20 protein-coding genes are annotated in these 18,632 nt (G+C 48.1%); 6 read left to right on the plus strand and 14 right to left on the minus strand.

Features of this window, described 5'->3' with window-relative positions:
* Positions 1-2: 2 nt before the first annotated feature.
* The 8 genes from B3S86_RS11115 to B3S86_RS11150 form a co-directional block, all read right to left on the minus strand.
* Positions 3-410, minus strand: a complete 408-nt coding sequence (locus B3S86_RS11115; protein WP_056063071.1) for a flagellar protein FlgN — start codon at positions 408-410, stop codon at positions 3-5.
* A gap of 96 nt (positions 411-506) precedes the next feature.
* Positions 507-755, minus strand: coding sequence for a flagellar biosynthesis anti-sigma factor FlgM (flgM, locus tag B3S86_RS11120; protein WP_035410118.1), 249 nt, complete (start codon positions 753-755; stop codon positions 507-509).
* A 36-nt stretch (positions 756-791) separates the two neighbouring features.
* Positions 792-1,070, minus strand: a complete 279-nt coding sequence (locus B3S86_RS11125; protein WP_155960182.1) for a hypothetical protein — start codon at positions 1,068-1,070, stop codon at positions 792-794.
* Between the two features lie 144 nt (positions 1,071-1,214).
* On the minus strand, positions 1,215-1,619 hold the full coding sequence (locus B3S86_RS11130; RefSeq protein WP_290752494.1) for a ComF family protein: 405 nt from the start codon (positions 1,617-1,619) through the stop codon (positions 1,215-1,217).
* A gap of 233 nt (positions 1,620-1,852) precedes the next feature.
* Entirely contained in the window at positions 1,853-3,064 is a 1,212-nt protein-coding gene (locus tag B3S86_RS11135) for a helicase-related protein (RefSeq protein ID WP_290752497.1), read from the minus strand.
* A 243-nt stretch (positions 3,065-3,307) separates the two neighbouring features.
* Positions 3,308-4,156, minus strand: a complete 849-nt coding sequence (locus B3S86_RS11140) for a DegV family protein (RefSeq protein WP_290752500.1) — start codon at positions 4,154-4,156, stop codon at positions 3,308-3,310.
* A 134-nt stretch (positions 4,157-4,290) separates the two neighbouring features.
* Positions 4,291-4,983 (minus strand): response regulator, encoded by a 693-nt coding sequence (locus B3S86_RS11145; protein ID WP_029342537.1) that lies wholly within the window; start codon positions 4,981-4,983, stop codon positions 4,291-4,293.
* The gene (locus B3S86_RS11150) at positions 4,980-6,152 is read right to left on the minus strand and encodes a sensor histidine kinase (RefSeq protein ID WP_035410131.1); all 1,173 of its coding nucleotides are present in this window, start codon (positions 6,150-6,152) and stop codon (positions 4,980-4,982) included. Before B3S86_RS11150 ends, B3S86_RS11145 begins: the two co-directional genes overlap by 4 nt.
* Before the next feature lie 99 nt (positions 6,153-6,251).
* On the opposite strand from B3S86_RS11150, the gene B3S86_RS11155 reads away from it, so the two are divergent.
* The 3 genes from B3S86_RS11155 (at position 6,252) to B3S86_RS11165 (ending at position 8,385) form a co-directional block, all read left to right on the plus strand.
* Positions 6,252-6,893 (plus strand): YigZ family protein, encoded by a 642-nt coding sequence (locus B3S86_RS11155; RefSeq protein WP_035410134.1) that lies wholly within the window; start codon positions 6,252-6,254, stop codon positions 6,891-6,893.
* Positions 6,894-6,962: 69 nt separating this feature from the next.
* On the plus strand, positions 6,963-7,994 hold the full coding sequence (locus tag B3S86_RS11160; protein WP_290752507.1) for an LCP family protein: 1,032 nt from the start codon (positions 6,963-6,965) through the stop codon (positions 7,992-7,994).
* Positions 7,969-8,385 carry a GNAT family N-acetyltransferase gene (locus B3S86_RS11165; protein WP_290752510.1) on the plus strand — a complete coding sequence of 139 codons (417 nt, stop codon included), beginning with the start codon at positions 7,969-7,971 and terminating at the stop codon, positions 8,383-8,385. The genes B3S86_RS11160 and B3S86_RS11165 overlap by 26 nt, the downstream gene beginning before the upstream one ends.
* A 49-nt stretch (positions 8,386-8,434) precedes the next feature.
* On the opposite strand, the gene chrA is transcribed toward B3S86_RS11165, so the two are convergent.
* The 4 genes from chrA to B3S86_RS11185 are packed head-to-tail and all read right to left on the minus strand — an operon-like array spanning position 8,435 to position 12,305.
* Positions 8,435-9,586 carry a chromate efflux transporter gene (gene chrA, locus B3S86_RS11170; protein ID WP_290752513.1) on the minus strand — a complete coding sequence of 384 codons (1,152 nt, stop codon included), beginning with the start codon at positions 9,584-9,586 and terminating at the stop codon, positions 8,435-8,437.
* A gap of 52 nt (positions 9,587-9,638) precedes the next feature.
* Positions 9,639-10,742, minus strand: a complete 1,104-nt coding sequence (locus tag B3S86_RS11175) for a DUF418 domain-containing protein (protein WP_290752515.1) — start codon at positions 10,740-10,742, stop codon at positions 9,639-9,641.
* Positions 10,743-10,800: 58 nt separating this feature from the next.
* A complete protein-coding gene (locus tag B3S86_RS11180; protein ID WP_290752517.1) occupies positions 10,801-11,844 on the minus strand; it encodes a glycosyltransferase family 4 protein in 1,044 nt (347 codons plus the stop codon).
* A gap of 59 nt (positions 11,845-11,903) precedes the next feature.
* Positions 11,904-12,305 (minus strand): hypothetical protein, encoded by a 402-nt coding sequence (locus B3S86_RS11185; RefSeq protein ID WP_035410150.1) that lies wholly within the window; start codon positions 12,303-12,305, stop codon positions 11,904-11,906.
* A 293-nt stretch (positions 12,306-12,598) separates the two neighbouring features.
* Between B3S86_RS11185 and B3S86_RS11190 the strand changes: the two genes are divergently transcribed.
* Positions 12,599-14,083 carry an N-acetylmuramoyl-L-alanine amidase gene (locus tag B3S86_RS11190; protein ID WP_290752521.1) on the plus strand — a complete coding sequence of 495 codons (1,485 nt, stop codon included), beginning with the start codon at positions 12,599-12,601 and terminating at the stop codon, positions 14,081-14,083.
* Positions 14,084-14,174: 91 nt separating this feature from the next.
* On the opposite strand, the gene pgmB is transcribed toward B3S86_RS11190, so the two are convergent.
* The gene (gene pgmB, locus B3S86_RS11195; RefSeq protein WP_035410155.1) at positions 14,175-14,846 is read right to left on the minus strand and encodes a beta-phosphoglucomutase; all 672 of its coding nucleotides are present in this window, start codon (positions 14,844-14,846) and stop codon (positions 14,175-14,177) included.
* A 278-nt stretch (positions 14,847-15,124) separates the two neighbouring features.
* Here pgmB and secA2 point away from each other — a divergent pair, with 278 nt between their 5' ends.
* Both secA2 and B3S86_RS11205 read left to right on the plus strand, forming a co-directional pair.
* Positions 15,125-17,488: an accessory Sec system translocase SecA2 gene (gene secA2, locus B3S86_RS11200; protein WP_290752524.1), complete on the plus strand. Its 2,364-nt coding sequence runs from the start codon at positions 15,125-15,127 to the stop codon at positions 17,486-17,488.
* Positions 17,472-18,233 carry an SLAP domain-containing protein gene (locus B3S86_RS11205; RefSeq protein ID WP_290752527.1) on the plus strand — a complete coding sequence of 254 codons (762 nt, stop codon included), beginning with the start codon at positions 17,472-17,474 and terminating at the stop codon, positions 18,231-18,233. The genes secA2 and B3S86_RS11205 overlap by 17 nt, the downstream gene beginning before the upstream one ends.
* A gap of 38 nt (positions 18,234-18,271) precedes the next feature.
* On the opposite strand, the gene B3S86_RS11210 is transcribed toward B3S86_RS11205, so the two are convergent.
* Positions 18,272-18,604, minus strand: a complete 333-nt coding sequence (locus B3S86_RS11210; protein ID WP_029342549.1) for an Asp23/Gls24 family envelope stress response protein — start codon at positions 18,602-18,604, stop codon at positions 18,272-18,274.
* Positions 18,605-18,632 lie beyond the last annotated feature (28 nt).

Raw genomic sequence — 18,632 nt, forward strand, 5'->3', positions numbered from 1 at the left:
CCTTACGCGTTTCGGTTAAAGTGTGTCTGGTTCAGTGCGGACTGCCCATATGTGAAGTCGTCTGCTTCTGGAATCAAAAGTTGGAGATGCCAATCCAAATAGTGCAACGATTGCTCGAGCAGCTCTGCGTTCAGTGCATTCAGCTGCCGCAACTGACCGATCGTCTGCAACAATGTCCGGAGTGAGTCGATATCTTCCGGGTGCGTCTCGATCCATTCGGTCATCGTCACGCTACCCATGAGTGCAAGTCGCTCTTGCTCTAATGCTTCAATCCGTTTGATATGTACGGGTTCTTCTTTAACGATTTCAGACAAGCGACGCATGTCGTTTGCAATCAAGACGTGCTTCTTTTCTTCTGCGAGCGCGAGCAATTGAGCATGCGCCTCGTTAAGCTGATTGATGAGTTGCATTCGGTTTCTCCTTCCGAATTAAAAAGGTTCCATTCATATAAAAAACGACCCGCGCATCCGTGCCCCGAGTCGCCTCCATTTTCTACGATGTTCCGCTTACAGGTTCAAGAAACGTTCCGCGATTTTTTTCGCGTCCGGTTTATAGGTTCCATCCTGGATCGCCTGCTTGAGGGATTCAATCTTTTCAGTCCGTGACGTCTGTGTCTCATTAAAACGCGCGCGCGCTTCTGTTGAGATACTGACTTCGTCCGGACGGTTCGTGCGTTGGTTTTTTGTTCCTTCTACTGATTGAGTTCTTTCGTACGTTTTGGGCATGTTCACCCATTTCGTAGAATCAATTCGCATGTGAACACCTGCTTTCTAGACTACAAGATTCTTAGTTCAAGTCCGATACGTCCTTGGTTTCGAAGAGTCAGAAGAGTCAAGCATCGCCTGGGCGAGGTCACGTCGTAAACGATCACGACATGCGGCACAAATCGTGCCTTCACGGGAGGGCTTCCCGCAATTCTCACACATGATTTCCATTTGGGAAATCTCGGAGATCAATAAGCGCCCTTCCTTGATGTAACGGAAGACGGTATCTCGACTGACACCCGTTCCGATCTCGACATCTTTAGGTGAAGTCCGGATTTTTCGTCGTTCTCGCAGAAATTCGCGCACCTTCTCAAAATCCGTATGATCCTTTCGTATGCAATCAATACACAGTTCTGAAGATTGACGCACAACTAACTTTCCGCAAGATTTACAATTGATGACATCCATTTCTTTCACCTCATATAGAGTATCGGCAGGATTGTCGCTTTCTTAAACACTTCGAAATAAAGTTACAGCAGAAATTTCTTTTGCGCCTGCCTCCTTCAGTCGAAACATTGCCTGCCGAAGAGTCACACCTGTCGTGTAGACGTCATCGACGAGCACAATGTTCTTCCCTTTGACGTCATTTGTCACGCAAAACGGATTACTTCGCGCAAGCCGAGCCTGTCGTCCTGCCTTACTTTGGGCAGGACCCTCCAAACGACTCAAATACGGCGCCATTTTCCCACGCATCTGGCGTGCGATCAACTCCGCTTGATTGAAACGACGGTCTGCGAGACGCTCGGTGCTTAACGGTATCGGAACAAGAACAGCTTGTTTGATTTTTACCTTCTTCAAGTCATCGGTAAACATCTCAAGCAACGCAGTATCTCCGAGAAACTTGAACCGACGCATGAATTCCTTGGCTGCATCATTGTACAGATAAAGAGGTGTCGTCTGGAGCGTCAGCCCTTGCAGCCGCCACGCCGTACAATCTGAACAGCATGGCGAACCCGGCTTTCCACAATCGACGCATTCCCCTCTTTTTACAAACTTTATTTTACAGGTCGGACAGGTCACTTGCCTAGTCCAGAGATTTCCGAGTTCCCAACTAGGTAGATAGACCTCTTGACAGAATAAACATCGATTCATGGTTGCACGGCATTCGCTTTTTTAATGTGATGGATCGCTTCATACATCGCATCACTTCGGTCATTGGCGCAAAATAAAATGTCACCATCCGGATACGCCGACGATCGTCCGACACGTCCGCTGATTTGAATCAAGGCTGACGTACTGAATCCTTGATCGGCATCAAGAATCGCAACCTGGACGTTTTCAATCGTCACACCCCGCTCTAGAATCGTCGTCGTCAGTAAGATTCCTGTCGATTGTCGAAAGCGTCGGACCTTCTCGACTCGTTCTGAATCCGCGGCATGGACCGTCTCGACGGTATAGCCTGCATCTGCGAATCGGTTCTGCCATCGCTCAAGCTCCGCAATACGCGAGACGAACACGAGCCGTGGTACAGCAGCATGACGCGCCAACCAATCGAATACGATCTGTTCGGTATAAGGTACGACGAGCTTTGGTACCGGTAACGGATACCCATGATAGCGCCGCATCAGTCGGACTATCGGAAAGCGTCGATGCCAAAACGAAGGGGTGGCGCTTAATAAAATCAAGGCAGCGTCTTTCGTCATCGCTCGTTTGACGTACCGGTGCAACGTCCGGTCCATCCGGTAAGGGAAGGCATCGACCTCATCCAAGAAGACGACATCGAAACAATGCCGGTAATGAATCAATTGGTGTGTCGTACTGACCGTGATGTCACCTAACTCGAGACGCTCCGACGAACCACCGTATAAAGAGACAATGGACGTATTTGCGAATGCTCGCTTCAAATGCCCTGTCAATTCCCGGACGACATCTGCCCGAGGTGCTGCGACAAGAACACGTCGTCCGTTTGTAAGGGCGTCGGCGATTCCTGGAAAGAGCATCGGCGTTTTTCCGGCACCACACACGGCATGGACAAGAAGTCGTTTCGGACGCAAGACGGTCTGCTGGATTGCTTGTGCGATGCGCAGTTGCGCCGGCGTCAACAACAATGGTCCGTGTTGCGACGGGATCACTGGATCAAGCGCCTCCAAATCCGTCACGAGCCTCCCGCAGCTTCGCAATTTGCCATAAGCGAGACATTTTCGACAATAATAACAGGCTTTTCCACATGTACAGGCACCTCGTACTGGTAGTGCGCCACACCGTTGACAACGCCATGTCACGGCTGGCATGTATCGATATGTTTCGTTTGGTGTATCTATCCATTCAGCAGGTACGAGTCGTCCTCGAAGATCCATCATCATGACCTCTCCTTTCTGTGACGTTCCTTTCTCGCATATGCCTGGTATCTCCTTGTCCGCATACGTTCCTGCTCCATCGCTTTTTTCCTCAGTCAATTTAAGAGAATAGCGTACATTATGCCTCTAAAAGTCCTCGTAAGTAGAATCATTCATGAAAATCGAGGATTTTGACAAAACAAAAGCAACAGGTATTCTCAATGTAAGAGAATTCCTGTTGCTCATCTGTTTTATCGGTTATGTTGTTCATTCCGCTGCATGATACCATGTGATACCAATTGCACCAGGTCCGAGGTGTGTCCCGATGACGGGTCCGAAGAAGCTCATCTCGATGCGCGCCTGCGGGAAAAGTGCCGTTAGTTCGGCAATTTCTGCTTCTGCTTTCATAGAATCCTCCGCATGGATGACACCGATGACATATCCTGCTCCGTCCCCTTTGATGTCTTCCTTCATCATTTCCTCGATTCGATTGACCGCTCGCTTGAACGTCCGGATTTTTTCGAACGGAACGATTTTCCCGTCGATGAAGTGAAGGACCGGTTTTATCTTCAGAAACGAGCCGACGAATGCCTGTGTGACACTCAAACGTCCACCACGCTGAAGGTGGGCTAGATCGTCGACGACGAAGTAGGCTCGAATCTGTTTTTTTAATGTCTCCAGACGATTAACGATCGTCTCTGCCGTCGCTCCTGCATCTCGCAAACGAACGGCTTCTTGGACGAGAAACGCTTGCGGCATACAGGAAATACGTGAATCGATTGGATGAACGTTAACATGCTCCACCATCATGTTGATCGTATGTAACGCTTGATACGTTCCACTGATCCCACTCGATAGTGTGATACCGATGATATCCGTTCCTTCCGGCAATTGCTCGAACGACGCAACGAGATCACCGATGTTCGGTTGTGATGTCGTCGGGAGGCTGCCCGTCTGGATGCGTTTATAAAATTCAGCTACTGAGATGTCAAACCCTTCTCGATAGGCGTCACCGTCGAAGATGACACTAAGTGGTGCGACGTGCACTTGATGTTCTTCACAATAGGTAGTTGGCAGATAGGCTGTGCTATCCGTTAAGATCACAATCTGGCTCATCCGTGAATTTCCTCGCTTTTATAGTTCCGTCGTGACGCTGCCGAATGTGACACGCCACAATCGTTTTTAAGTGTAGCATTTTTCCTTGGATAAAAAAAGAAAGACGGGAGCCCCGGCTCCTGTCTTTCGAGATGTTAGACGACGACCCATCCACGGCGGATTGATTCGACGACGGCACCAGTACGGTCCGGTACATTCATCTTCCGAAGGATTGATGAGACGTGATTCTTAACCGTCTTTTCACTGATGTATAATGTATCGCTGATCGCGCGGTTTGAGAAGCCGTCCGCCAGTAACTGTAAGACTTCGCATTCGCGACGTGTTAGAACGTGGAGCGGTGCTTCCGCGACTCGTTTTTCAACAGGCTGTGATGCCATCGTTTGTTTCATCTTCATCAAACGACGATATTCCTGTAACAAGTTCGGTGTGACCTTCGGATGGACGTAGCCACCTTCGCGGTATACGGAACGAATCGCATTGACGAGCTCATCGGTTGCCATTTCTTTTAAGAGATAACCGACCGCGCCTGCACCGAGTGCATGCATGACATATGTCTCATCATCATGAATCGATAAGATGATGACACGGACGTCCGGATAGACTTCCATCAGACGTTTTGTTGCTTCGACACCATTGACTTGCGGCATGTTGATATCCATTAAGACGATATCCGGTTGGTGGGTTTCGACGAGCGAGATGACTTCCGCTCCACTTTCCCCCTCCGCTACGACGACGAACTCTTCTTCGAAATCAAGAATTCGTTTAACGCCTTCGCGGAATAACTGATGATCGTCGACGATGACTACTTTCACTTGCTCGTTGTTCACAGTGTTTCCCCTCTCGCTTCAGATTCCTCGATTGGAATCTTTACCTTGATGACCGTACCTTTTCCGGGTTGCGTCTCGATTTCGAATTCACCATCGATCAATTCGATCCGTTCACGCATACCGACGAGTCCGAATGACTCGTCACACGACGCGACGATGGAATCAAAATCAAATCCAACGCCATTATCCTTTACATGGATTCGTACGGAATGTTGATATTGTTCTATGATAATACGAATGTCACTCGCTTTGGAATGCTTAACTGCATTTTGAACGGCTTCTTGCACGATTCGGAAAACGGCGACTTCATACGTCGAATCGATTCGTTCACCGCCTCCAAGATAGTTGAAGTGAACCGGAATATTCGAAATTTCTTGAATATGACGAAGATAACGTTCGAGCGTCGGAACGAATCCGAGATCGTCAAGCGTCATCGGACGTAAATCGTATATGATACGACGGATATCAGCAAGCCCATCCCGAATCAACGTCCGTAAACGGTGAATCTCTTCAAAAGCTGCCTCTGCCCCATTGTGCTGGTGAATCTTTTCAATCAAATCTGCCCGGATCAAGACATGGGCAAGCGTCTGTGCCGGACCATCATGCATATCGCGCGACAGCCGGCGGCGTTCATTTTCGGCGGACTGGAAGACTTTTAGACCCATCTCCTGCTTTTGCATCGCCTTTTCATATTTTTCATTCATCATCTGCATATCGTCCGTCAAGAAGTTCAAGACGACCGAGACACGTCCAATCAATTGATCTGCTCGTTCTATCGTCTCATCAAGCTGAATCAGTCGGCGCTCGAGCTCATCACGTCGTTTTCGGCAATTCATCTCGTCTCGTTGATTGATGAACGATTCGAGCTGCAACGCGTTTGCAGTCTCATAGGCCGACCGGACATCCTGTTCCGAGTAGCTGTCGAAGTTCTTACTGACGACGACGAGTCGCGCCTTCGCATCCTTGATGTGCCGTTCAAGTCGTTCTGCTTCTTTTATATAGTCGTGCACCCGAATCTTCAGGTCGCGTAGTTCTTGCTGAATTTCGGCATACTGTTCGCGAGAACTTTCCGTAATCCGGACGATTTCTTCCCGACTCTCTTCTACGACGCCGATGATGTTCTGTACGATATCATTCAAGGATAGCCGCTCCCTCATCTCATTCGTCATGGTACTCCCTCCATTCCTTGCCAGTCGTCTACGGTTGTCTCTCTCTTGGAACGTCGTTATGCTAGAAAGAACTAGTTAACGAGGAGGACATTTTTGATTATGACATTATCTAATTATTATACAGTAAAAGAAAACGGTTTCCACGAAATCATTATCCAAAAGTCACGATTCATTACCTATTTAGCGCGTGCAACGACGGAAGAACAAGCCCAGGCGTTCATTTCCGAGCTGAAAAAAAAACACCACGATGCGAACCATAATTGTTCCGCCTACGTCATCGGTGAACGCAATGAGATCCAAAAAGCGAATGATGACGGTGAACCGAGCGGAACGGCCGGTGTTCCAATGCTTGAAGTATTGAAAAAGCGAGACTTACGCGATACGGTCGTTGTCGTGACACGATATTTCGGCGGTATCAAGCTCGGTGGCGGTGGATTGATCCGCGCTTATGGTTCGAGCGTTTCTGAAGCACTGAACGCAGTCGGCGTCGTCGAACGGATCGAACATACTGTCGTCTCCGTCACCGTCGATTATACATGGCTTGGAAAACTCGAGAACGAACTGCGGGCAAGCGTCCATCCAATTGATCAGATCCATTACCTCGATCAAGTCCAGATCGACGTCCTCGTCAAGACAGCCGATGTTCCGGATTTTCTCGACTGGATGACGAATATGACGAATGGTCAAGCTGAGTTGTCAAGCGGCTCTACACGCTACCTCGAACGTGACATTATTTCTTGAACTGCTATACTGATTGTAAAGAATTTTAAAGTTTTTCAAAAATTCAGATAAAGTTAGGGGTTAATGAACGTGGAAGAGCGAACCCGAAGCAATAAAAAAAAGATAAAGAAAAAACGTTCTTGGTTCAAAGTGTTCGTGATCAGTTTTCTTATCGTGCTTATTGGCGGAGGGGCGACCTTCGCGTATGTCGCGTACAAGACATTTCAGACCGCAAACGACTCAAAAGTCGATTTAGCTCGTGGGGACAAGTCTGAGAAACGAAAAGCTGCGATTGATTTGACGAAAGACCACTTTTCTGTCTTGCTTGTCGGAACGGATGAACGACCTGGCGATACCTCCTCACGTGCTGACACGATGATCGTCGCGACATTCAACAAGAATGATCAGACGGTCGATATGGTCAGTATTCCTCGTGATTCACTTGTCCAGATTCCTTCGGTTGGTTATGAAGATAAGATCAACCATTCCTATGCCTTCGGTGGCATCGATTCAACGATTGAAACCGTCGAGACATTACTTGATATCCCCATCGACTATTACGCCTCGATCAACTTCAACGGTGTCGTCGCGATCGTTGACGCCTTAGGTGGCATCGATGTCGACGTCAAATTACCAATCGATACGCTCGACTCATCCGATAAGCGCAATGGTGTCAAATTGGAGCCGGGGAAACAAACGTTGAATGGGGAGGAAGCACTCGCTTATGCCCGAATGCGTTATCAAGATCCTGAAGGTGATATCGGTCGAACAAAACGCCAACAACAAATCGTCGAAGCGATCGTCGATCAATCCACCTCATTCGGTTCCATCACGAAATTGAACAGTCTGATGGATGCGACCGGTGATAACTTCAAAACGAACATGTCGTTGACGGAAGCATTCCAATTGCAACCATTCATCAAAAAAATCGGTTCGATCAACCAGATTGATCTAAAAGGAACGGATACGAAAATCAACGGCGTCTACTACTACCAACTTGATCCGACTTCACTTGCGGATGCAAAAACGACGTTGAAGGAACAGCTCAATCTACCGACTGATGAGACAACGGACGGCACGACGACGGAGGCTGCAGATGATTCGGTCACTTCAACCAACTGATCATACGTCACTATTAGACGTTCAGCGCCGCGCTTATCAGATTGAAGCACGATTACTCGAAACTGCTGATTTCCCGCCATTACGCGAAACGATTGATGACATCAACATAGAGGCACCGACTGGTTTTGTTTATGTTATCGACGATAACATCACTGGTGCCGTCACGGTTGACGCTCTGACAATCACCCGTCTCGTCGTTGATCCGGCATACTTCCGGCAAGGGATTGCACAATCCTTGTTGCAACATCTATTCGAACACAGTCACGCAAAACATGTCATGACCGGCGCGCGTAATCTTCCCGCGCTCGCTCTTTATGCTCGCTTCGGCTTCATGGAAGTTCGACGCGTATTCCGCGATGAGATTGAACTCGTCTTCTTGACGCGCATGTGACGTCTAATAACAAAGCAGCAGTGGACAAATGTCCGCTGCTGCTTTGTTATTAGAAGAAAAGAAACCCGAGCACTGCACCGATCAGAACAATACGAAGCGGTGACTGCTTGTAAAAACGTAACAGACAAAATAATCCGAAAGCCATCAAGAAGTCGAGTCCACTTTTAATACTCGATGTAAAAATCGGATCGTACAATGCCGCGAGTAAGATACCGACGACGGCAGCGTTGACCCCGATCAACATCCGACCAACCGACTGATTTTTTCGGATGCGATCCCAGTACGGCAAAACACCGATGACGAGTAAGAAACCGGGTAAGAAAATCGCAAGCGTCGCAAGGATGCCTCCAGAAATACCAGAGATGATCGTACCGAGATACGTCGCGAACGTGAACAGTGGACCTGGTACCGCTTGTGCCGCTGCATATCCGGCAAGGAACGTATCCGTATTCATGAGTCCAGGTACGAGCGATTTCTCAAGAAATGGCAAGACGACATGTCCGCCACCAAAGACGAGAGCTCCGGCACTGTACATGATACTCGTCAGCTGGATGGTTCCAGTTGTCGCTTGAGCGAGAAACGGTGTGATGATGAGTAAGACGAAAAACAAGACGAGTGCGATGACGCTAAGCATTCGTGGTACGCGAATTGACAACGAACCACCTGTCTTCGTTCCTTCTTTGAACCAGAAGAAGGCAATAAGACCAGCCAGCAACAAGACTCCGACTTGCGCCAATGGATGGGCGATCAAGAGCACGCCTGAGAGCGCCAGTAACATCAAGGTCAGGCGTTTAGCACCTGTCGCAAGCTTCATTCCCATACCCAGAACGGCGTCAGCGACAATCGCGACCGCAACCAGTTTTAATCCGTGAATGAATCCAGCTTCTGCAACGTCGAACCGTGTCGCAAGAAGCGCGAACAGAATCAAGGCGATACTCGACGGCAACGTGAAGCCGATGAAGGAAATAATTGCTCCTGCTACCCCACCACGGATCAGCCCGATGCCCATTCCAACCTGACTCGAGGCTGGACCGGGTAAGAATTGACAGAGCGCGACTAAGTCAGCATAGGCTTTCTCGTCGATCCATTTTTTCCGTTTGACATATTCTTCATAAAAATACCCGAGATGGGCGACCGGACCACCGAACGACGTCCATCCGAGCTTAAACGACACTAGAAAGATTTCGATTAAACGATGCATGTTTCACCTCCATCTTTCATTTTACATAAAAATTGTTAAGTTCTCGTGAACTTCAATGATTTTTCTTCCCGTATGTTCCCTTTCGCCACAATTTCTCCATGGGACCTTGTGCATGATGCTTTAGATATCTGTTTGATGCGATACCTTGCGTAATCAAAATCAGGAATACAAGTAACAGACCTTGCCATAAAGGCGTCGTTTCAAACTGACCGCTCAGGAAGATGAAACATGTAAAGACGAGTGTGTGCATTAAATAGTTCGTCAATGCCATCCGTCCCAGTCCAGCAAACCACCGCATTCGTCCAGCACGGACGAGTAATGCGACAGCACAAGCATAGGTGATAGCAAGCGTCCGACCTGATAACCAGACATAAAAGAGATTAGATGAACCGTCTGGTACGTCCATATGTGAATGAATGATTCCTACGAATGATGGCACCGTCAGCAACAGGCTGATTCCGAGCGTCCACCAGAGAAAACGATTCGTCGGCGGTCGTGTGCTGAAACGTTCCATCAACAACGCCCCGATTAAGAACAGCGACAGAATTTGCGGCCATATGATACCGGTGTTCAGAAAGGATTGCGGTAGTTGAACGGTTATCTCATCGTGAATGAAGCCGACAATATCCCGGGAAGCGATCAACGATTGCAAGAAATCATTCTCTTCGATACTCGATTCATCTCCGAATTCGTTAGCATATTGGTAAATCGATATGTAAATCAGGAAAGTATACACTTGACCGACGACTGCAAATAACATTTTCGTAATCGGCTTTGCTTTCGTAAATAATAACAAGATGAAACCAGTCAACGCATACGTATGTAAAATATCGCCCTGCCACAAGCATAAATGTACCAGTCCAATGAGAAAAAGAATCCCTAGACGACGCGCAAAAATCATCTTCGATAATCCTTTTTGTCGCAAACGCTGGATGAACAAATAGAATCCTGCTCCGAACAAGACACTAAACAGCGTATAGAATTTCGTCTGGATGAAAAGGTCAAAAAACAGACGAATCCATTGGTCCACTTCCCCCATCATCGCATGTGATCGATCGCCAAGAAAACTTGGCATATTGACGAATAGGATTCCGCATAATGCAAAACCCCGTAACACATCTAAATAAACGATGCGTTGATTCAACTGTTGTTCCAACCTAACACTTCCTTCCTAAAAAAAGACCGCTCATTTTCTGAGCGGTCTTTATCATACGCTATCTCGATGTAAAACGTTCCAACAAATTCAATAATGGACGATAGCGTTCACCGAGCAAACCAAGCGACTCGACTAAAATATCGAGGACAAGCAGTAACATGATGAGGGAGACAAGTGCCCCAAGTGAGTTCGTCTGAGAAAAGAGAACTGCCGTCATCCCAAAAATTGCACAGAGTCCATAGATGACAAGGACCGCTTGGCGCATTGTAAAGCCAAGATCAAGTAACCGGTGATGCAAATGAGCTTTGTCCGGTGCGAATGGCGGTTTTCCTTGCAACACCCGACGGACGATCGCAAATAACGTATCGGAAATCGGGATACCAAGCAAAATGACCGGAACGGCAAGCGAGAACAGCGTCACGTTCTTGAATCCAAGTAACGACAACACACCGAGCATATACCCGAGGAACAAAGCACCCGTATCGCCCATGAAAATCTTCGCTGGGTAAAAGTTATGGAACAAGAAGCCGAACGTACTCATCAATAAGAGAATCGCGACGATCGTCACGTAGACGTTTCCTTGGATGACGGCAAGACTGATCAATGTCAACAAGACGATACTTGAGACACCGGCTGCTAAACCATCTAATCCATCAATCAAGTTGACGGCGTTCGTGATCCCGATGACCCAAAGGAACGTCAACGGAACACTCCACCACCCAAGATATAATTGTTGGTCGAACGGTAGATTGATGAACTCGATCCGAATCCCACCGTTGAGGACAATGACGGCGGCAACGATTTGCCCCATCAGCTTTAAACGGGCATTGAGCTGGAATCGATCATCGAAGGCACCTGTCAAAATAATAACGAATCCGCCGACTAGAATATGCGTCGCATACGGACTCGAAGGTTGTAAGATAAAATAACCGATCATGAACGCGATATAGATCGCAAGTCCGCCAAGTCGCGGCATGATTCGGACATGTACTTTTCGCGCGTCTGGACTGTCAACGGCACCGACTGCAATCGCAAAGCGTTTCACGACGGGTGTGATCAGTAAGGCGGCGATAAAACAGACGATGGACGCAGTCCATAACATAGTAACATCACGCTCCTGCGCGAATTATATCATAAAAAAAAAGAGCCGACGAGCGGCTCTTACATGAAGATCGGTACTTCAGCAGCTGGATCATATGTATAGATACCGCGTCCGACTTTCTTAATGGCAGGGTTTGCCTGTTCGACTTTCGCCATCAATTGATAGATATTGCTGATTTGGTGGCGATAACGTAACTCGAGTTCCATTTGGATATCACGTGCTGTCATCGATTCACGCTCGCGCATTAAATCACTGATTTGGTGCACGTAGACTTCTAGTGGATACCGTTGATTGACGCGACGTTGCTTTAACGGACGCTCATGCGTGACGGCGATTTCTTGCGAATGTTCTCCCGTTCCACGGCTTAATTCCGAGATCAAATACTCGGCGCGTCGTTGCAGACGACGGTATTCCTCTTCGATTTCCATTAGTTCGCGGTAGATGTGTTCACTGTTCCCCATTCCTTGCCCCTCTTTCCTATTTTATACATTAATGTTTCAGTTGTGTTTCAATTGTATGTATTTTGAAATATGTTAAACTATAATTTGCCTCGATAATATATAATTTCTTTAATTATTTAATTATCCTGTAATATTTTCATATCCTTACCGATAAATTGGCTACACTTCATATTAACAGAAAGGAATGAAAACGGAACATATAATTTCGAGATTTAACTATTTTAATAATACTTAAGTTCTATTAATACAAGATATATCTTTCTTATTTTAACGAAAAGGAGACTGGAAATTTAATGGACAAATTACCTAAAACATTTCAGACCGCTTTAGTACTTTCGTTGGTATCCGGTTGCTTCGCTTCTACTTCTACTGTATCGGCTGCGACCGGCACAACCTTTACGAAAACTTCGTATCAGACGACGGATGCTTTGAATTTACGTAGTTCGAATTCGACCTCTTCGAAGAAACTACTGACGATCCCGAAGACGACGAACGTCACATCAAACTACCGTAAAGGCTCTTGGTATAAGTTGTCATATAAAGGAAAGACGGGTTATGTGACGGGATCTTACCTGAAAAAGATTGAGAGTGGTACGTCCTTTACGAAGACGTCCTATAAGACGACCGATGCGTTGTCCTTACGTAGTGCGGCAACGACGTCTTCTAATCGCTTGTTGACGATTCCTAAAGGGACAGGCGTACAATCGAGTTTTAAAAGCGGAAATTGGTATAAAGTGACCTATGCGAACAAGATTGGTTATGTTTCGGGTTCTTATTTGAAGAAAGTAGCTGCACCAGCTAAGACCACGGTCTATACGACGACCGATCGCTTGAACTTCCGTTCGTCCCCTTCGACGTCCGGGAAAGTACTTACAACGATTCCGAGTGGAACAGCAGTCAGCTCCCTCGCCGTTAAATCGAACTGGCATACGGTGCAGTACCAAGGGAAAACAGGTTATGTCATGGGGACATACTTGAAAAAAGGGGCTTCCGTCCCTGCCTCGACGACTGGAAACGTTGACTACAGTGGTTCGAAGATGTATGTCTTGATCTCGTCCGGTAACAGTGTCGCTCTTCGTGCGAATACTTCAACGCTCAGTGGTCAAATCGCCCGTCTCGGTCGGGGGACCCCTGTCGTCGTCACGAATCCGCGGCATCAAACGAAAGGCTTCGTCGCCGTCCGGACAGCGAGTGGTCAAAGCGGTTATGTCGATGCGACGTATCTGACACTGTTCCAACCGGCACCATCAAACCGTCCATTGCTTGTCCTTGACCCAGGTCATGGTGGACATGACGCAGGCGCGGTTCGTTACGGCGTTACGGAACGTGACATCGTCCTTGCAGTCACGAAACAAGTCGCTGAACGTCTTGCCGGAAAAGTCGATGTGACGATGTCACGTTATACAAACGATTACTACCCGTCACTTGGAGAACGGAGCGCCCTTGCGAACAGTCATGCGACGACTGCTTTCGTCAGTGTTCATATCAATGCTTCAACGAGTGAACAGGCATATGGAGCAGAGACCTTCTACTATAAGGGTGCTTCTTCGATCAACCTCGCTCAGAACGTTCAGCAACGTCTCGTCTCGTATGCAGGCATGCGTAACCGAAGCGTTCACTATGCGAACTATGCTGTCATTCGCGGCACACAAGCGCCATCGATTCTAGCGGAACTCGGTTTCCTCTCGAACAGTTCGGATCGTGCGAAACTTACGAATCCGACATATCAATCCCGCTACGCGCAAGCAATCGCGGACGGGATTCTCGCTTCGCTTTAAATCAACCGCATATTAAAAAGGATCGCTCAGGGAAGCGATCCTTTTTAAATACATAACTTTCAAGGAATGTCCTTCACCATCAGGGAATGGTTCAGACAAGGGAGCGACTAGCGAGGATTTGCTCAAGGGAAAGCAAATCTGTCGAATCGACACGATAGTCTGCCTCATGGAGTGCCGACTCCGGTCCGACTCCGACGGCATACATGCCGGCAGCGTGGATGGCAGTAATGCCAGCCGTCGCATCTTCTACACCGATGCAACGACTCGGTTCGACGTCGAGTGCTTCTGCAGCACGGAGAAACACTTCAGGGTGTGGTTTCGATTGTGCAACAGTCGCAGCGTCTACGATGTCATCGAAATAGTGCCGAACCTTTAATGCCTCAACGACCATCAGCGCATTTTTAGAGGCGGACGCCATTCCGATCTTCAGCCCAGCGTTTCGGATTTCATCGAGGAATGCAGTGATTCCAGGAAGAAGATCCTGTTCAGAGATGTGCTGGATCAATGTGACGTAGTGTTCATTTTTCTTAGCGGCGAGTGCTAGCTTCTCGTCCTCTGAAAAAGCGTTTTGTTTTCCGCCAAGCGCAAGGATACGCTCGAGTGAATCCATCCGGCTGACACCCTTTAATGTCTCATTAAATTCCCGGTCGAACGGGATATCCAAATCCTCTCCTAATTGTTTCCACGCTAAGTAGTGATACTCTGCTGTATCGGTAATTACGCCGTCTAAATCAAAAATGACCGCTTCGATCGTTGGTGCCATCCGACATCCATCCTTTCTTCCATCGTCCATGCAAGGCAAGAAATCGAATGACTTTGCGCAAACGATTGCACTTGCCTCATGAATAATTTTACTGGTTCTCTCGACTCTTTGCAAGCGTTATCAAATATTTCTGATTCTTTGTTTTTAAAGCTGAGATACCTTCTTTTTGATAACGCTTTCAATTTTAAGGGAATGTTTTACTTATTTCGTTTTTTACTATTCGTTTTACAATTTTTAACTGCTATAATGACTTCATAGCATATGAGGGAGTGACGAAGATGTTTCAACGTGTTAAACAGTTGTTGAATGATCAAAGTCGAAGAGTTCATCGTTATGAAAAAATCGTAACGACGATCAATAGCTTAGAACGAGAAATGGAGCAAACATCTGATGAAGCGTTACGGGAGTTGACGATTTCGTTGCGGGAACGGCTACGAAACGGAGAACGGATTGATGCAATCTCACCAATGGCGTTTGCGCTTGTTCGAGAAGCGAGTAAACGGACGCTCGGCTTACGACACTACGATGTGCAGCTCATGGGCGGACTCGCACTACTGGAAGGACAAATCGCCGAAATGGCGACAGGTGAAGGAAAGACGCTCGTCGCTTCACTCGCGAGCTTCACCCAAGCGTTATATGGAAAAGGCGTTCACGTCATTACCGTCAATGAGTATCTAGCACGACGCGATGCTGAACAAATCGGTCAGATCCACCGTTTTTTAGGATTGCAGGTCGGAATCAATTCCGCTGAAGCAACGTTTGAGGAAAAACGGATTGCCTACGCAGCAGATATTATATACGGTGTCGGGACTGAATTCGGATTCGATTACCTGCGGGATCATCTGATCATGGAGCCGACGGAACGTCTGCAACGTCCCCTGCACTTCGCCTTAATCGACGAAGTCGATAGCATTTTAATCGATGAAGCGAAAACGCCACTCATCATGGCGGAACGAGACAGTGTCCACGAAGGATTACAACAACTCGTCCGTCATGTCGTCCAGACGTTTGAAGACGAGCGGGATTATACGTTTGATGAAGAAATCAAAGCCGTCGCCTTGACCGATCATGGCATCGAAACAATCGAAGAGGCGTTTGCGATTGATCATCTGTTTGCCGCCGAGCATTCCGTCCTCTTCCATTACGTCATTCAAGCCTTACGTGCCCATGTCGTTCTCAAACGAGATGTCGATTATATCATCAAGGATCAAAAAATCGCGCTCGTCGACCTCTTCACAGGTCGTCTGATGGAAGGACGCAGTCTATCCGATGGTTTACACCAAGCCCTCGAAGCAAAAGAAGGGGTTCCGGTCACGGAAGAGAACCGGACGACCGCCCAAATCACGATCCAACATTACTTCCGTCTCTATCATCAGGTAGCTGGAATGACCGGTACGGCGGCGACGTCACGGGAAGAATTTCAAAAGACATACGGCATGGACGTCGTGACGATTCCATCGAACCGCCCGAAAATTCGAATCGATGCAGAGGACGTCGTCTTTGCAACACGCGACGAAAAGCTAGAAGCCATCGCGCTAGCAACAAAATCGGCACACGTCACGGAACGACCGGTTTTGATCGGGACTTCATCGATTGAACAGTCCTTGCGCGTCGCGAAGACACTTGATGCGCACGGACTCACCTACGAGATCCTGAACGCTAAAACCGTCGATCAGGAAGTCCGGATCATTGCGGCTGCCGGACAAGCTGGTCGAATCACGATCGCGACCAATATGGCAGGTCGCGGAACGGATATTTTACTCGATGAAGCGGCACGACAACAAGGCGGCTTGTTCGTCATCGGTACCGAACGCCATGAATCGATCCGGATCGACAACCAGTTGCGTGGTCGGGCAGGTCGCCAGGGTGATCCTGGATTGACGCAGTTTTATCTTTCGCTCGAAGATGAACTGCCACGCCGTTTCGCGCGCGATCGCCTCGAGCGTGTGCAACAAAAAGTACGAAATACTGCCGGTCCGCTCACTTCGCGTGACGTCCGGGATCTATTGCAGTTCGCTCAGTCGACATGTGAATCTGTCAACCGAAGTGTTCGGGATGAACTCGTTCAGCTCGAAGAAGTCATCAGTGAACAACGGCAAGCGATCTATCATCTCCGAAACAGAATCGTTGATGCGACGTCACTCGAGGATATCGTTCAGCCATTTGCAGGACGTGTCTTGCCGTCGATCCTCGACCAAACACTCTCTGACGATCTCGTTCCAGAAGAATGGCCACTGGCTCTCGTCATGACAGAACTCGAGCAACTGTTACATCAACCAGTCACGTTAAAACGACTGGAGACGATCGACGAGATGAAACGACAACTCGAGCCGCTGATTGCTGAAACCGAAGCCCTACTTGTTGCCCATGTCACAGCTGAAAAAGAGACCGTCAAACGTTTCATCCTCCTTGCACTGGACGAGCAATGGACGCGCCACCTGACGGCGATGAACACTTTAAAAGAAGGGATTCATCTCCGCAGTTACGGACAAGAACAACCGGTCCGCATCTTCGAACGGGAAGGCATGGATTATTTTGAATATGCCATTGCAAGTTTCGAGAAACAGGTCCTTTCAGGCATCTGCCGCGCCGAACAGACACACGATAGCGAAGGAGAACTGCACCATGCACACGTCGAATGAAGTGTTCCGTCCCCCGCTCTACTTCACGGAGGACATGCCGATCGTCAAGGAAGATGAATACGTCTTTCGTCACGTCGTGAAACAACTGCCTGATCTAGAAGACAATCAGATGGCAATCCATCTGTTTCAAGTCTTATCACACCGTCCGCTTCATGTCATCGCCTTGTTCCAAAACACGTTGTCTCGGTCGTTCCACCTGAATGACCTCGTCGTCCTTGCTTTATCCGGTGATGAACTTGTTGCTCGTAAAGTTCTCAGTATCGAGGAGGTCCCGGTCATCCTTCCGATGGCGACGTTACCGCTCTGGTTGACGTTTGAAGAAGACGAATGTTTCGTCGACCTCGAACAGTTGACGGAGCCGCTACAACTCGTCTTCTCAAGCGAGACTCTGACGGAGCTCTTCATCGAAGACGACTCCACGGAACTCGAGCAACGGATGATCCGCCAAGTCGCTTATTCGCATCCGACACCACCCGCAGACGGTTGGTCCCTCTTACCAGTTTCAATCACGCGCGAGCTAGACACTGTGACAGCAATCGTTCTCGTCCGTAATGCGAGCGATCAGACGCTGACACTCGAGGCGCTAACACTTGAACTAATGGATGACGAAACGCCAATCGCAGACGTCACCCATCCCGGACTATCCTTACCTGCTTATAGCCAACAAGCAATTCGTTTCCGTTTTTCCTGCACCGCCCCGCACGTCGATGCTCTCGGACTCCGCTATCTCCCATCTTCTTCATAAAAAAACGTCTCGGCACACAAGATGCCGAGACGTTTTCCTTATCCTTTTAAGAGTCCGATGACACGGACGTTGATTGCTTTTGGTTGGAACGCGAGCATATTTTCCATGTCTTGTGCGATTCGTTCTTGGACTTTTCCAGCTGTCTTGATGATCGACATGCCGTATTTGATATGCACAGATAAACTGACCGTGATGTCGCCGCCGACATCTTCGACTTTTACAAGTTTGACCATCTGTTTTTCCTGTAATTTCGAATCATCTGCTGTAAAGGCAATGCCTTCTGTTTCTTGAACGGCTACACCTGCGATGACCTCGATGACTTGTTGCGAGACGTTCACGACACCATCCGCATTATTTAAATTATATGACATACCTTCCACGCCCTTCGTCTAGTAATCC

The organism is Exiguobacterium sp. UBA3968, assembly GCF_002385115.1.
Taxonomy (GTDB): Bacteria; Bacillota; Bacilli; order Exiguobacteriales; family Exiguobacteriaceae; genus Exiguobacterium_A.

Coding starts and splice junctions, on each gene's coding strand:
- B3S86_RS11130 (WP_290752494.1), bottom strand. CDS start 1,619: ATGCGTCGGTTCAAGTTTCTCGGAGATACTGCGTTGCTTGAGATGTTT.
- B3S86_RS11115 (WP_056063071.1), bottom strand. CDS start 410: ATGCAACTCATCAATCAGCTTAACGAGGCGCATGCTCAATTGCTCGCG.
- B3S86_RS11185 (WP_035410150.1), bottom strand. CDS start 12,305: ATGGGGAACAGTGAACACATCTACCGCGAACTAATGGAAATCGAAGAG.
- pgmB (WP_035410155.1), bottom strand. CDS start 14,846: ATGGCACCAACGATCGAAGCGGTCATTTTTGATTTAGACGGCGTAATT.
- B3S86_RS11150 (WP_035410131.1), bottom strand. CDS start 6,152: ATGACGAATGAGATGAGGGAGCGGCTATCCTTGAATGATATCGTACAG.
- flgM (WP_035410118.1), bottom strand. CDS start 755: ATGCGAATTGATTCTACGAAATGGGTGAACATGCCCAAAACGTACGAA.
- B3S86_RS11190 (WP_290752521.1), top strand. CDS start 12,599: ATGGACAAATTACCTAAAACATTTCAGACCGCTTTAGTACTTTCGTTG.
- B3S86_RS11140 (WP_290752500.1), bottom strand. CDS start 4,156: ATGAGCCAGATTGTGATCTTAACGGATAGCACAGCCTATCTGCCAACT.
- B3S86_RS11135 (WP_290752497.1), bottom strand. CDS start 3,064: ATGATGGATCTTCGAGGACGACTCGTACCTGCTGAATGGATAGATACA.
- B3S86_RS11155 (WP_035410134.1), top strand. CDS start 6,252: ATGACATTATCTAATTATTATACAGTAAAAGAAAACGGTTTCCACGAA.
- secA2 (WP_290752524.1), top strand. CDS start 15,125: ATGTTTCAACGTGTTAAACAGTTGTTGAATGATCAAAGTCGAAGAGTT.
- B3S86_RS11165 (WP_290752510.1), top strand. CDS start 7,969: ATGATTCGGTCACTTCAACCAACTGATCATACGTCACTATTAGACGTT.
- chrA (WP_290752513.1), bottom strand. CDS start 9,586: ATGCATCGTTTAATCGAAATCTTTCTAGTGTCGTTTAAGCTCGGATGG.
- B3S86_RS11210 (WP_029342549.1), bottom strand. CDS start 18,604: ATGTCATATAATTTAAATAATGCGGATGGTGTCGTGAACGTCTCGCAA.
- B3S86_RS11180 (WP_290752517.1), bottom strand. CDS start 11,844: ATGTTATGGACTGCGTCCATCGTCTGTTTTATCGCCGCCTTACTGATC.
- B3S86_RS11205 (WP_290752527.1), top strand. CDS start 17,472: ATGCACACGTCGAATGAAGTGTTCCGTCCCCCGCTCTACTTCACGGAG.